General features: G+C 57.5%; 13 protein-coding genes. 4 read left to right on the top strand and 9 right to left on the bottom strand.

Features of this window, described 5'->3' with window-relative positions:
• Positions 1–43: 43 nt before the first annotated feature.
• From pabA to ppiA, 4 genes are all read right to left on the bottom strand, one after another.
• Positions 44–607 carry an aminodeoxychorismate synthase component 2 gene (gene pabA, locus ACR809_RS01845; protein WP_108452598.1) on the bottom strand — a complete coding sequence of 188 codons (564 nt, stop codon included), beginning with the start codon at positions 605–607 and terminating at the stop codon, positions 44–46.
• 32 nt (positions 608–639) lie between these two features.
• The gene (locus ACR809_RS01840) at positions 640–1,242 is read right to left on the bottom strand and encodes a putative adenosine monophosphate-protein transferase Fic (protein WP_004181446.1); all 603 of its coding nucleotides are present in this window, start codon (positions 1,240–1,242) and stop codon (positions 640–642) included.
• Complete coding sequence (locus ACR809_RS01835) at positions 1,232–1,399, bottom strand: YhfG family protein (protein WP_002920231.1); 168 nt, start codon at positions 1,397–1,399, stop codon at positions 1,232–1,234. The genes ACR809_RS01840 and ACR809_RS01835 overlap by 11 nt, the downstream gene beginning before the upstream one ends.
• 106 nt (positions 1,400–1,505) lie before the next feature.
• Positions 1,506–2,075, bottom strand: a complete 570-nt coding sequence (gene ppiA / locus ACR809_RS01830) for a peptidylprolyl isomerase A (RefSeq protein WP_002920238.1) — start codon at positions 2,073–2,075, stop codon at positions 1,506–1,508.
• A 276-nt stretch (positions 2,076–2,351) separates the two neighbouring features.
• On the opposite strand from ppiA, the gene tsgA reads away from it, so the two are divergent.
• Positions 2,352–3,539 (top strand): MFS transporter TsgA, encoded by a 1,188-nt coding sequence (gene tsgA / locus ACR809_RS01825; protein WP_002920240.1) that lies wholly within the window; start codon positions 2,352–2,354, stop codon positions 3,537–3,539.
• Here the strand turns inward: tsgA and ACR809_RS01820 are convergent.
• Entirely contained in the window at positions 3,536–4,858 is a 1,323-nt protein-coding gene (locus ACR809_RS01820; protein ID WP_108452597.1) for a cytosine deaminase, read from the bottom strand. The genes tsgA and ACR809_RS01820 overlap by 4 nt on opposite strands.
• Before the next feature lie 238 nt (positions 4,859–5,096).
• On the opposite strand from ACR809_RS01820, the gene nirB reads away from it, so the two are divergent.
• From nirB to cysG, 3 genes are all read left to right on the top strand, one after another.
• A complete protein-coding gene (nirB, locus tag ACR809_RS01815) occupies positions 5,097–7,640 on the top strand; it encodes a nitrite reductase large subunit NirB (protein ID WP_004889472.1) in 2,544 nt (847 codons plus the stop codon).
• Entirely contained in the window at positions 7,637–7,963 is a 327-nt protein-coding gene (nirD, locus tag ACR809_RS01810; RefSeq protein WP_002920249.1) for a nitrite reductase small subunit NirD, read from the top strand. The genes nirB and nirD overlap by 4 nt, the downstream gene beginning before the upstream one ends.
• 153 nt (positions 7,964–8,116) lie before the next feature.
• Positions 8,117–9,490, top strand: a complete 1,374-nt coding sequence (cysG, locus tag ACR809_RS01805; protein WP_002920252.1) for a siroheme synthase CysG — start codon at positions 8,117–8,119, stop codon at positions 9,488–9,490.
• A gap of 72 nt (positions 9,491–9,562) precedes the next feature.
• Here cysG and trpS read toward each other — a convergent pair whose 3' ends face one another.
• From trpS to dam, 4 genes are read right to left on the bottom strand one after another with little or no spacing between them, the layout of a single operon-like run.
• Entirely contained in the window at positions 9,563–10,567 is a 1,005-nt protein-coding gene (gene trpS, locus ACR809_RS01800) for a tryptophan--tRNA ligase (protein ID WP_002920253.1), read from the bottom strand.
• Positions 10,560–11,321 carry a phosphoglycolate phosphatase gene (gph, locus tag ACR809_RS01795; protein WP_004188345.1) on the bottom strand — a complete coding sequence of 254 codons (762 nt, stop codon included), beginning with the start codon at positions 11,319–11,321 and terminating at the stop codon, positions 10,560–10,562. The genes trpS and gph overlap by 8 nt, the downstream gene beginning before the upstream one ends.
• Positions 11,314–11,991 (bottom strand): ribulose-phosphate 3-epimerase, encoded by a 678-nt coding sequence (gene rpe / locus ACR809_RS01790; RefSeq protein ID WP_002920259.1) that lies wholly within the window; start codon positions 11,989–11,991, stop codon positions 11,314–11,316. The genes gph and rpe overlap by 8 nt, the downstream gene beginning before the upstream one ends.
• Positions 11,992–12,008: 17 nt before the next feature.
• Positions 12,009–12,836 (bottom strand): adenine-specific DNA-methyltransferase, encoded by an 828-nt coding sequence (gene dam, locus ACR809_RS01785; protein ID WP_002920260.1) that lies wholly within the window; start codon positions 12,834–12,836, stop codon positions 12,009–12,011.
• Positions 12,837–12,904: the final 68 nt, after the last annotated feature.

The following is a 12,904-nucleotide window of genomic DNA, read 5'->3' as shown; positions in this document are numbered from 1 at the left end:
ATCACAAAATATGCATAAAAAATCAGTCAATAGCAACTGAAAATCACCGTTTCAAAAAGTTGGCCAGCAATTGATGGCCCTGCTCGCTGAGGATGCTTTCCGGATGAAACTGCACGCCCTCGAGATCCCATTCGCGGTGACGGATCCCCATAATCTCACCGCTGGCGCTGCGGGCAGTGACGTTAAACTCGGACGGGAGCGTCGGCGGGTCAATCACCAGCGAGTGATAGCGGGTCACCGTCAGGGGATTATTCAGCCCCTGAAACACCCCTTCGCCGTTATGCTCGATAAGCGAGGTTTTGCCATGCATGACCTGGGCCGCCCGCACGATAGTCGCGCCAAACGCCTGGGCGATCGCCTGATGCCCGAGACAGACGCCCAGCAGCGGCGTTTTTTCGGCATAGTGGCGGATAACCGCGAGGGAAATCCCCGCCTCATCCGGCGTGCAGGGGCCTGGCGAGATCACGATTTTCTCCGGCGCCAGCGCCGCTATCTCCTCCAGCGTCAACGCATCGTTGCGCCTGACCAGTACTTCCGCCCCCAGTTCGCAGAAGTACTGATACAGATTCCAGGTGAAAGAGTCATAGTTATCGATAAGCAGGATCATAGCGGCTCCGGAACAATCAAAACCGGGCTATTCTACTCAGATTCCCGCGCTTCGCTTACCACTTTGCGAAAGATCGCCACCAGCGGGGCCAGATCGCCCATCGCGCTCTGCTGGCAGGCCGCACTCCAGCCGGCGGGGTCAACGTCACGCCAGTTAAGAAGGTAGCCGGCATGTATCGCCAGCTGTTCAAAGAAAATACGCTGGGTCAGGCCATTGCCAAGACGAAAAGGGTGCAGCACATTAATTTCACCATAGAACCAGCTCAGGCGTTCGATGAAGGTATCGCGCGGCAGGCCATTGAGATAATCCTCCTGCTCAAGGGCCTGCATCAGGGCATTCCCCTCCTCCTCGATCCGGGCAAAGTGGCAGAACGGCGTATCGCCCAGGTAGAGGTTCACTTCACGCAAGCGGCCCGCCCAGTCAAACAGATCCTGATACAACTGATGATGAATAGCGCACAGATAGGGTAAGCCGCGCACCCGCGGGCCCAGCGGCAGAGTGGCCGCCCGCAGCGCTGTCATCTCAAAGGCGGCCTGCTGCAGATTTTTAGCCTGGCGGATGCCGAGACGGTTGCGCAGTACGTTCAGCGCCGGATAAAGGTAAGGATCGCGTTCATCGCCGAATTTATCGCTCATACTCCCTCCGCAACGTCGCCAGACGCGCCAGCGCCTCTTCGGCAGTTAGCGTAACCAGCGGCACCGTCACGCCTTCAAGGCGACGGCTGGCCTGAAAATTGGTATTGCGTGTCTGTTCCCAGAGTCGGGATTTTTGCTTATCGGTGAGTGGACGCATCGTCGCCCCCCTTATCGTCCCCTGTGTGCCACAAGTATAAGCAGCAATTTCAGGTTATGCCGGGAGGCGACCGGGCGCGGCGATAGACCACCGCGCCGCGGGAGGATTAGGGCAGCACTTTCGCAGAGAGGATAACGACCGGTTTGGTCGGCACATTCTGGTACGGACCAACGTTATGGGTCTGGACCTGGGAGATCTTATCCGCAACATCCATCCCCTTCACCACTTTGCCGAATACCGCATAGCCAAAGTCGCGCTGGCCATGGTCGAGGAAGGCGTTATCCGCCACGTTGATGAAGAACTGACTGGTGGCGCTATCCTGATCGGCGGTACGCGCCATCGCGATGGTGCCGCGGGTGTTGCGCAGGCCGTTGTCTGCTTCATTCTTGATCGGCGGGTTAGGCTGCTTCTGCTGCATCTGTTCGTTAAAGCCGCCGCCCTGCACCATGAATCCCGGGATCACGCGGTGAAAGGTGGTGTTGTTGTAGAAGCCGCTGTTGACGTACTTCAGGAAGTTATCCACGGAAATCGGGGCTTTCTGGCTGTTTAACTCAAGCTCAATGTTACCTGCCGAAGTGGTCAGCAGCACATGCGGATCGCCCTTTGCCGCCATGGCCGGGGAGAACGCTGAAATAGCGAAAACGGCAGCCATCGCCGCCAGTGTTGATTTGAGCATGGAAATTCCTTAACGGAGCAGAATAAAAGCGAGTGCCTTGATTCTAAAGAGCCTTTGCATCCTGGGCCAGCCTTTTACCAAATTTTACTTAGCTGTAATAATTGTAACCGCGCAAACGATCTCCTTTGCAGCGAACAAGCGTGATGCAGATCACATTAAAACATGCAAAAGATAACCCATTTCACAATAAACATTTAATTACATCACCTGAACGAATAAAATCTGTCCGCCCGGCGCAGCGTCAACGCGCTTTACCTTTCTATTCACAGGCCAGTCATGACTAACAGCAACCGTATTAAGCTCACATGGATCAGCTTCTTCTCCTACGCCCTGACCGGCGCGTTGGTGATCGTCACCGGGATGGTGATGGGTAACATTGCGGATTATTTCCATCTGCCCGTTTCCAGTATGAGCAACACCTTTACCTTTCTGAACGCCGGTATTCTTATCTCCATCTTCCTCAATGCCTGGCTGATGGAAATCGTGCCGCTGAAAACTCAGCTGCGCTTTGGCTTTATTTTGATGGTGCTGGCGGTGGCCGGCCTGATGCTCAGCCACAGCCTGGCGCTGTTCTCCGCGTCAATGTTCGTTCTTGGCCTGGTGAGCGGGATCACCATGTCGATCGGGACCTTCCTGATCACCCATATGTATGAAGGCCGTCAGCGCGGGGCGCGTCTGCTGTTTACCGACTCCTTCTTTAGCATGGCGGGCATGATTTTCCCGATGGTCGCCGCCGTCCTGCTGGCGCGCAGCATCGAGTGGTACTGGGTCTACGCCTGTATTGGTCTGGTGTATGTCGCCATTTTCGTCCTGACTTTCGGCTGTGATTTTCCGGTGCTGGGCAAAAAAGCCCAGAGCGAAAACAGCCAGCCGGTGGTGAAAGAGAAGTGGGGCATTGGCGTACTGTTCCTCTCCGTTGCGGCGCTGTGCTACATCCTCGGTCAGCTGGGCTTTATCTCCTGGGTACCGGAATATGCGAAGAGCCTGGGCATGAGCCTCGGCGACGCCGGTAAACTGGTGAGCGATTTCTGGATGTCCTACATGATCGGCATGTGGTCATTCAGCTTCATCCTGCGCTTCTTCGACCTACAGCGTATCTTAACCGTCCTCGCCGGGCTCGCGACGGTGCTGATGTACCTGTTTATCAATGGTTCGCCGGAGCATATGCCGTGGTTTATTCTGACCCTGGGCTTCTTCTCCAGCGCCATTTACACCTCGATCATTACGCTCGGTTCGCAGCAGACGCGGGTCGCTTCGCCGAAGCTGGTGAACTTTATCCTCACCTGCGGCACCATCGGCACCATGCTCACTTTCGTGGTCACCGGCCCGATTGTGGCGGCCAGCGGTCCCCTGGCCGCGCTGCACACCGCTAACGGCCTCTATGCCGTGGTATTCGTAATGTGCTTTATCCTCGGCTTCGTCTCCCGTCATCGCCAGAACAACGCTCAGGCGGCGTCTCACTAAGCCTTCGGCCCCTTTGCATCCGCAAGGGGGCTGTTCCTCATAAAAGAAAGCTCCTCGCCACCGCGGTCAGTTTGGATCAAGCTTTGCGCCGGCTGGGTGGTCGCGATCACCCTTCCCTGGCGAATTGACCAGCGCACCGGCACCTGGCAGCGGACGGCCTCAAAGCCATTCTCCGCCGGGAGAATGATCAGGTTAGCCGGGTTGCCGCTGACAATGCCGTAATCCTCGAGGCCAAACGTGCGGGCGCTGTTGTCGGTGATAAGCTGCAGGCCGTCGTTGATCTGCTGGTAGCCCATCAGCTGGCAAACATGGAGCCCCATATGCAGGACCTGCAGCATATTGCCGGTCCCCAGCGGGTACCACGGGTCAAAGACGTCATCATGACCAAAGCAAACGTTGATCCCCGCCGCCAACAGCTCCTTCACCCGGGTAATACCCCGTCGCTTCGGGTAGTCGTCAAACCGGCCCTGCAGATGAATATTCACCAGCGGATTGGCGACAAAGTTGATGCCGGAGAGCTTAAGCAAGCGGAACAGACGCGAGGTATAAGCGCCATTATAGGAGTGCATAGCGGTGGTATGGCTGGCCGTTACCCGCGGCCCTATCCCCGCTTTCAGCGCCAGCGCGGCAACGGTTTCAACAAAGCGCGACTGCTCATCGTCAATTTCATCGCAGTGAATATCCAGTGGGCGGTCATATTGCTGCGCCAGACGGAAGGCGATATGCAGCGATTCCACACCATATTCACGGGTGAACTCAAAATGCGGGATCGCCCCGACGACGTCCGCCCCCAGCTTGAGGGCCTCCTCCAGCAGCGCCTCGCCGTTGGGGTAAGAGAGGATCCCCTCCTGTGGAAAAGCGACAATCTGTAACTCGACCCATGGCGCCACCTCCTGTTTGACCTCCAGCATCGCCTTCAGCGCCGTTAACGTGGGATCGGAAACATCGACATGAGTGCGGACAAACTGCACGCCATTGGCGATCTGCCACTTCAGGGTTTTCCACGCCCGGGCTTTGACGTCCTCATGGCTGAGCAGCGCTTTCCGCTCCGCCCAACGCTCAATCCCCTCGAACAGAGTACCGGACTGATTCCAGTTCGGCTCGCCGGCCGTCTGGGTGGTATCCAGATGGATATGCGGCTCGATAAAAGGCGGGATCGCTAGCCCGCCGCGAGCGTTCAATACCTCGTAGCTTTCATCGTGCGCCTCCCCCATCGGCGTGATCTCGCCAAAGCGGCCCTTATCAATGGCTATTTGCCACAGGCCGTCGCGGTCTGCCAGGCGTACGTTCTGAATCAACCAAAGCGGCGCTGCTGTCATATCACCCTCTCTATTCAATACGGCTTGTTTTCTGTCTAACCCCAATCGCGGCTTACCCAATTCTTGTACACAAAATCAGCAAAAAGGAAAAGTCAGCGTTTTCCATGACTTATAAAAATACTGACAAATCAAACGCATACCCATTAAGTGGTAGGTGAAGTTGTCATTGATTTGCATCAATAAGCCTGATGGCTGAATCGTTAAGGTAGGCGGTAATAGAAAAGAAATCGAGGCAAAAATGAGCAAAGTCAGAATCGCTATTATCGGTAACGGCATGGTTGGCCATCGCTTTATCGAAGAGCTTCTCGATAAGGCGCCTGCCGGACAGTTCGACATTACCGTGTTCTGTGAAGAACCGCGTATCGCCTACGACCGCGTCCACCTGTCGTCTTATTTCTCCCATCACACTGCGGAAGAACTGTCGCTGGTACGCGAAGGTTTCTATGAGAAACACGGCGTCAAGGTGCTGGTCGGCGAACGGGCGATCACCATCAACCGCCAGGAGAAAGTGATCCACTCCAGCGCCGGGCGTACCGTGTTCTACGACAAGCTGATTATGGCGACCGGCTCATACCCGTGGATCCCGCCGATTAAAGGCGCGGAAACCCAGGATTGCTTCGTCTATCGCACTATTGAAGATCTTAACGCCATCGAATCCTGCGCCCGCCGCAGCAAACGCGGCGCGGTAGTCGGCGGCGGCCTGCTCGGCCTGGAAGCGGCCGGCGCGTTGAAAAACCTCGGCGTGGAAACCCATGTTATCGAATTCGCGCCGATGCTGATGGCCGAACAGCTCGACCAGATGGGCGGCGAGCAGTTGCGGCGCAAAATCGAAAGCATGGGCGTGAAAGTTCACACCAGCAAAAACACCAAAGAGATTGTTCAGCAGGGCACCGAGGCGCGCAAAACCATGCACTTCGCCGACGGTAGCGAGCTGCAGGTCGATTTCATCGTCTTCTCAACCGGGATCCGCCCGCGCGATAAGCTGGCCACCCAGTGCGGGCTGGCGGTCGCCCAGCGCGGCGGCATCATGGTCAACGATAGCTGCCAGACCTCCGATCCGGATATCTATGCCATCGGGGAATGCGCCAGCTGGAACAACCGCGTCTACGGTCTGGTCGCCCCCGGCTATAAAATGGCCCAGGTGGCCGTCGACCATCTCCTCGGCAGTGAAAATAGCTTCACCGGCGCCGACCTCAGCGCCAAGCTGAAGCTGTTGGGTGTGGACGTGGGCGGGATCGGCGATGCCCACGGCCGCACGCCGGGCGCCCGTAGCTACGTCTATCTCGACGAAAGCAAAGAAGTTTATAAGCGCCTGATCGTCAGCGCCGACAACAAAACGCTGCTCGGCGCGGTGCTGGTCGGCGACACCAGCGATTACGGCAACCTACTGCAGCTGGTGCTGAACGCCATCGAGCTGCCGGAAAACCCGGATTCGCTGATCCTCCCGGCCCACGCCGGCAGCGGCAAGCCATCGATCGGCGTCGATAAACTGCCGGACAGCGCGCAGATCTGCTCCTGCTTTGACGTCAGCAAAGGCGACCTGATCGCCGCTATCAACAAAGGCTGCCACACCGTGGCGGCGCTGAAAGCGGAAACCAAAGCCGGGACCGGCTGCGGGGGCTGTATTCCGCTGGTCACTCAGGTGCTCAACGCCGAGCTGGCGAAACAGGGCATCGAGGTCAACAACAATCTGTGCGAACACTTCGCTTACTCCCGTCAGGAGCTGTTCCACCTGATCCGCGTGGAAGGCATTAAAACCTTCGACGAACTGCTGGAAAAACACGGTCAGGGCTACGGCTGTGAAGTCTGTAAGCCGACCGTCGGTTCCCTGCTGGCCTCCTGCTGGAATGAGTACATCCTCAAGCCGCAGCACACGCCGCTGCAGGACAGCAACGACAACTTCCTCGCCAACATTCAGAAAGATGGTACCTATTCGGTGATCCCGCGCTCAGCTGGCGGCGAAATCACGCCGGAAGGGCTGGTCGCCGTGGGTCGTATCGCGCGTGAATTCAATCTGTACACCAAAATCACCGGCTCTCAGCGCATCGGCCTGTTTGGCGCGCAGAAAGACGACCTGCCGGAGATCTGGCGGCAGCTGATTGAAGCGGGATTCGAAACCGGCCACGCCTACGCCAAAGCGCTGCGAATGGCGAAAACCTGCGTCGGCAGCACCTGGTGCCGCTACGGCGTTGGCGACAGCGTCGGCTTCGGCGTGGAACTGGAAAACCGCTACAAAGGCATCCGCACCCCGCACAAAATGAAGTTCGGCGTCTCCGGCTGCACCCGCGAATGTGCCGAGGCTCAGGGCAAAGACGTCGGGATCATCGCCACCGAGAAAGGCTGGAACCTGTACGTGTGCGGCAATGGCGGGATGAAGCCGCGTCACGCCGATCTACTGGCCGCAGACCTCGATCGCGAGACGCTGATCAAGTATCTCGACCGCTTTATGATGTTCTACATCCGCACCGCCGATAAGCTGACCCGCACTGCCCCGTGGCTGGACAATATGGAAGGCGGTATCGACTATCTGCGCAGCGTCATCATCGATGACAAGCTCGGTCTGAACGACCATCTGGAAGAAGAGCTGGCTCGCCTGCGCGCCGCCTTCGCCTGCGAGTGGACCGAGACCGTCAACAACCCGGCGGCGCAGACCCGCTTCAAACACTTTATCAACAGCGACCAGCGCGACCCGAACGTTCAGGTGGTGCCGGAACGTGACCAGCACCGACCGGCCACGCCGTATGAGCGTATCCCGGTTACTCTGGTGGAGGAAAAAGCATGAGCCAGTGGGTAAATATCTGCAGCATCGACGACATCCTGCCGGCCACCGGCGTCTGCGCCCTGCTCGGTCAGCAGCAGGTGGCGATCTTCCGTCCTTACCATGACGACAGAGTATTCGCCATCAGCAACATTGATCCGTTCTTCAACGCCAGCGTACTGTCTCGCGGGATTATCGCCGAGCATGACGGCGCGCTATGGGTCGCCAGCCCGCTGAAAAAACAGCGCTTCCGCCTGAGCGACGGCCTGTGCATGGAAGATGCCAGCCACTCTATCGCCCGCTTCGACGCCCGCGTGAAAGACGGACACGTTCAGCTTAAAGCGTAAGTCCTTCTCCCTCCCCCCGGCCACGGGGGGAGATATAAGTAACAGTTCTGACCGACAGCGCATGAGTGCGGGATATGTCGCATGTTTTGTATTACCTTTGCTGCTATTCTACGACCACTCGTTTTCTACCCCTTATTTTTATGAGGTTATTCTGTGGATCACTTACCCATATTCTGCCAGTTGCGCCAGCGCGATTGTTTACTGGTTGGCGGCGGGGATGTCGCCGAACGCAAAGCCCGTCTGCTGCTGGATGCTGGCGCTAACGTCACGGTCAATGCGCTCGACTTCACGCCCCAGTTTCAGGTGTGGGCTGATTCACAGATGCTAACTCTGGTGCAGGGGGAGTTTATCCCCTCGCTGCTGGATAACTGCTGGCTGGCCATCGCCGCTACTGATGATGAGACGGTCAACCAGCAGGTTAGCGAGGCGGCCGAAGCGCGGCGTATCTTCTGTAACGTGGTGGATGCCCCGCGCCAGGCCAGCTTTATCATGCCGTCGATAATCGATCGCTCGCCGCTGATGGTCGCCGTCTCCTCGGGCGGGACATCACCGGTTCTGGCGCGCCTGCTGCGCGAGAAACTGGAGTCAATTCTGCCCCTGCATCTCGGCCAGCTGGCCCGCTATGCCGGCCATCTGCGCGCGCGGGTTAAGCAGCAGTTTGCCACCGTAGGCGAGCGTCGCCGCTTCTGGGAGAAGCTGTTTGTTAACGACCGTCTGGCGCAGTCGCTGGCTAATGACGATCGGCAGGCAGTCGCGGATACCACTGAGCAGTTGCTGACGGAGCCGTTGGAGCATCGCGGCGAGGTGGTGCTGGTTGGCGCCGGCCCCGGTGACGCCGGGCTGCTCACGCTCAAAGGCCTGCAGCAGATCCAGCAGGCTGACGTGGTGGTCTATGATCGGCTGGTCTCCGATGACATCATGAATCTGGTGCGCCGCGATGCCGATCGGGTGTTCGTCGGCAAGCGCTCAGGCTACCACTGCGTCCCGCAGGAGGAGATCAACCAGATCCTGCTGCGCGAAGCGCAAAAAGGAAGACGCGTGGTCCGGCTGAAAGGCGGCGATCCCTTTATCTTTGGCCGCGGAGGGGAAGAGCTGGAGACGCTTTGCGAGGCGGGCATCCCCTTCTCCGTTGTGCCTGGCATTACCGCCGCCTCCGGCTGCTCCGCTTATTCGGGGATCCCTTTGACCCACCGCGATTTCGCCCAGGGCGTCCGCCTGGTCACTGGCCACCTGAAAACCGGCGGCGAGCTGGACTGGGCGAACCTGGCGGTGGAGAAGCAAACCCTGGTGTTCTACATGGGTCTGAACCAGGCGCCGGCGATCCGCGAGAAGCTTATCGCTCACGGCATGGCTGAAGATATGCCCGCCGCCATCGTCGAGAACGGCACCGCTGTGACGCAAAAAGTGGTCAGCGGCACCTTAGGACAACTGGATATTCTGGCGCAGCAGATGGCCAGCCCGGCGCTGATCATCGTCGGCCGCGTGGTCGGTCTGCGGGATAAACTGAACTGGTTTTCGAACCATTAACCTTGCCTCCCATAAAGTGACAGGCATAAAAAAGGGCGGGATAGCATCCCGCCCTTTTAGCTGTTGCGTCGCTTACGGCTTGGCGACAAAGCCAATCGCTTCGTATACCGCTTTCAGGGTTTGAGAAGCCCGCGCGCTGGCCTTTTCCGCACCGTCTTTCATCACCTGATTGAGAAACGCTTCGTCGTTACGGAAACGGTGATAGCGCTCCTGCAGGTCAATCAGCATGCCCGATACCGCTTCGGCGACTTCGCCTTTCAGGTGGCCATACATTTTGCCTTCAAAATGCTGTTCCAGCTCAGGAATAGTTTTCCCGGTAACCGCGGAGAGGATATCCAGCAGGTTGGAGACGCCCGCTTTCTCTTTCAGATCGTAACGCACTACCGGCGGCTCGTCGGAGTCGGTGACCGCACGTTTAATCTTCTTGACCACCGATTTCGGATCTTCCAGCAGGCCGATGACGTTGTTGCGGTTGTCGTCGGACTTGGACATCTTTTTCGTCGGCTCCAGCAGCGACATCACGCGCGCGCCGGATTTAGGGATAAACGGCTCAGGCACTTTAAAAATATCGCCGTAGATGGCGTTAAAACGCTGGGCGATATCGCGGCTTAGCTCAAGGTGCTGTTTCTGATCTTCGCCCACCGGAACCTGGTTGGTCTGGTACAGCAGAATGTCAGCGGCCATCAGTACCGGATAATCAAACAGACCGGCGTTGATGTTCTCCGCGTAGCGCGCTGACTTGTCTTTAAACTGAGTCATGCGGCTCAGTTCGCCGAAATAGGTGTAGCAGTTCAGCGCCCAGCCTAGCTGGGCATGTTCCGGCACGTGCGACTGCACGAAGATAGTGCTTTTCTGCGGGTCGATGCCGCAGGCCAGATACAGCGCCAGGGTGTCCAGCGTCGCCTTGCGCAGCTGCTGCGGATCCTGGCGCACGGTGATGGCGTGCTGGTCCACGATGCAATAGATGCAGTGGTAATCGTCCTGCATGTTTACCCACTGACGCAGCGCACCCATATAGTTGCCAATGGTCAGTTCACCTGAGGGCTGTGCGCCACTAAAAACGATGGGCTTAGTCATGTTTCAATTCCTGAGTTTCACTGTGCGGTAACCCGAGAGCGGGTAAGAGTTCGTTAAACTGGTCGAAGAGATAGTCCGGCTCGCTCAGCGCAAGCGGCTCACCATAGTTATAACCGTAGGTCAGACCAACAGAGCAGCAGCCTGCCGCTTTGGCCGCCTGAATATCATTGCGCGAATCGCCGACAAACAGCAGCTCGGCTGGAGCCAGAGAGAGCTTTTCCGCCACCAGCAGCAGCGGTTCCGGATGCGGCTTTTTATTCTGCACGTCATCGCCGCCAATCACCACGGTAAAATATTTCGCAATATCGAGCGCGTCCAACAGCGGGGCGACAAACGGCGTCGGCTTATTGGTAACCAGCGCCAGCGGCAGGCCTTTGGCATGCAGCGCGCCGAGCGTATCGGCCACCGCCGGGAACAGGAAACTGCCCTCTTCCGCCGCTTCGGCGTAATAGCGGTCAAACAGTTTACGCAAAATGCGCAGCTGCTCGTCTTGCGGAATATCATGATCGTCGACGGAAGGCTTGCCCATCGCCGCACGTAACGTTGCTCGCTCCTGACGAGCCCAGGTCAGCGCCCGCTCCATCAGGACATCGGCGCCGTTACCGATCCAGGTGATAACGCGTTCTTCTCCCGCCACCGGCAGCTCCAGGGCGTACAGGGCGTTATCAACCGCCGAGGTTAGACCCGGCGCGCTGTCCACCAGCGTGCCGTCGAGATCAAATGCGATGCCGCGGATCGCCTGTAATTTATCCATGACTCACCTTCGCTAATTCACTACGCATTTGATCAATGACTTGCTTGTAGTCCGGCTGACCGAAGATCGCCGAACCGGCAACAAACATATCCGCACCCGCCGCGGCGATTTCGCCGATATTGCTGGCTTTCACGCCGCCATCCACTTCCAGGCGGATGTCGTAGCCGGACGCATCGATGCGCTGGCGCACTTCACGCAGTTTATCCAGCGTCTGGGGAATAAAGGACTGGCCGCCAAAGCCCGGGTTAACCGACATCAGCAGGATCACGTCCAGCTTATCCATCACGTAATCGAGGTAGCTCAGCGGCGTCGCCGGGTTAAACACCAGGCCCGCTTTACAGCCGTGCTCTTTGATAAGCTGCAGGCTGCGATCGACGTGTTCGGAGGCTTCCGGATGGAAGGTGATAATGCTGGCGCCGGCTTCGGCAAAATCAGGAATGATGCGGTCGACCGGCTTCACCATCAGGTGAACGTCGATTGGCGCGGTAATACCGTAATTACGCAGTGACTTCAGCACCATCGGGCCAATCGTCAGGTTTGGCACGTAGTGGTTGTCCATAACGTCGAAGTGCACGACATCCGCACCCGCCGCCAGCGCCTTCGCGGTATCCTCACCCAGACGGGCAAAATCAGCCGACAGAATCGAAGGGGCAATCAAATACTGCTTCATCCGCATCTCCTTGAAATTTATTTGGTCTTAGGCGGACGGTAGAGCGCTAATAGCTCGTCCACCTTTTTACGCGTACCACCGTTGCTGCTGATGCTGCGCCGCACCTTCACAATATGCGTTTCTGCCGCGTTTTTATACCATTCCTGCGTCAGCGGCGTGCGGTGGTTGGAAATCAGCACCGGGATGCGCTTTTTCATCAGCGATTCCGCCTTTTGCGCCAGCAGTACCTGTTGTTCCAGGTTGAAACTGTTGGTGTGGTAGGCGGTAAAGTTCGCCGTCGCCGTTAGCGGCGCATAGGGCGGATCGCAATACACCACTGTGCGGCTATCCGCACGTTGCATGCACTCTTCGTAAGATTCGCAGTAAAACTCGGCGTTTTGCGCCTTCTCGGCGAAATGATAGAGCTCAGCTTCGGGGAAATAGGGCTTTTTATAACGGCCAAACGGCACATTGAACTCGCCGCGCAGATTGTAGCGGCACAGGCCATTGTAGCCGTGACGGTTCAAATACAGGAACAGCACCGCGCGACGCAGCGGATCCTGGCTTTGGTTAAATTCATCACGATACAGGTAGTAGCGCTCAGCGACGTTATTTTCCGGGGTAAACATCTCACGGGCGGCGGCGACGTATTCGTCGGTGCGCAGTTTGACGATGTTGTACAGGCCGATTAAGTCACTGTTGATATCCGCGAGGATATAACGAGAAAAGTCGGTATTAAGAAATACCGACCCGGCGCCCACAAAGGGCTCGATCAAGCACTCGCCTTCCGGCAAATGCTTTTTAATATCGTCAAGCAGGGGGAACTTTCCCCCTGCCCACTTCAGAAAAGCGCGATTCTTTTTCATGCTGCCTAACTAATTACACGTTCTCCGGCTGTGGAGAAAGCTCCGACAGCATCCTGCGCTTAAGACTA

Origin of the sequence: Klebsiella sp. CD33 (assembly GCF_051992865.1) — a bacterium.
GTDB lineage: Bacteria > Pseudomonadota > Gammaproteobacteria > Enterobacterales > Enterobacteriaceae > Klebsiella > Klebsiella pneumoniae.
Note: the sequence above shows the minus strand (reverse complement) of the source record. Positions and strands in the feature narration are given on the sequence as shown.

What these genes read in the sequence shown, in the direction of transcription:
- pabA (WP_108452598.1), bottom strand. Translation starts at nt 607, where the DNA reads ATGATCCTGCTTATCGATAACTATGACTCTTTCACCTGGAATCTGTAT.
- ACR809_RS01840 (WP_004181446.1), bottom strand. Translation starts at nt 1,242, where the DNA reads ATGAGCGATAAATTCGGCGATGAACGCGATCCTTACCTTTATCCGGCG.
- ACR809_RS01835 (WP_002920231.1), bottom strand. Translation starts at nt 1,399, where the DNA reads ATGCGTCCACTCACCGATAAGCAAAAATCCCGACTCTGGGAACAGACA.
- ppiA (WP_002920238.1), bottom strand. Translation starts at nt 2,075, where the DNA reads ATGCTCAAATCAACACTGGCGGCGATGGCTGCCGTTTTCGCTATTTCA.
- tsgA (WP_002920240.1), top strand. Translation starts at nt 2,352, where the DNA reads ATGACTAACAGCAACCGTATTAAGCTCACATGGATCAGCTTCTTCTCC.
- ACR809_RS01820 (WP_108452597.1), bottom strand. Translation starts at nt 4,858, where the DNA reads ATGACAGCAGCGCCGCTTTGGTTGATTCAGAACGTACGCCTGGCAGAC.
- nirB (WP_004889472.1), top strand. Translation starts at nt 5,097, where the DNA reads ATGAGCAAAGTCAGAATCGCTATTATCGGTAACGGCATGGTTGGCCAT.
- nirD (WP_002920249.1), top strand. Translation starts at nt 7,637, where the DNA reads ATGAGCCAGTGGGTAAATATCTGCAGCATCGACGACATCCTGCCGGCC.
- trpS (WP_002920253.1), bottom strand. Translation starts at nt 10,567, where the DNA reads ATGACTAAGCCCATCGTTTTTAGTGGCGCACAGCCCTCAGGTGAACTG.
- gph (WP_004188345.1), bottom strand. Translation starts at nt 11,321, where the DNA reads ATGGATAAATTACAGGCGATCCGCGGCATCGCATTTGATCTCGACGGC.
- rpe (WP_002920259.1), bottom strand. Translation starts at nt 11,991, where the DNA reads ATGAAGCAGTATTTGATTGCCCCTTCGATTCTGTCGGCTGATTTTGCC.
- dam (WP_002920260.1), bottom strand. Translation starts at nt 12,836, where the DNA reads ATGAAAAAGAATCGCGCTTTTCTGAAGTGGGCAGGGGGAAAGTTCCCC.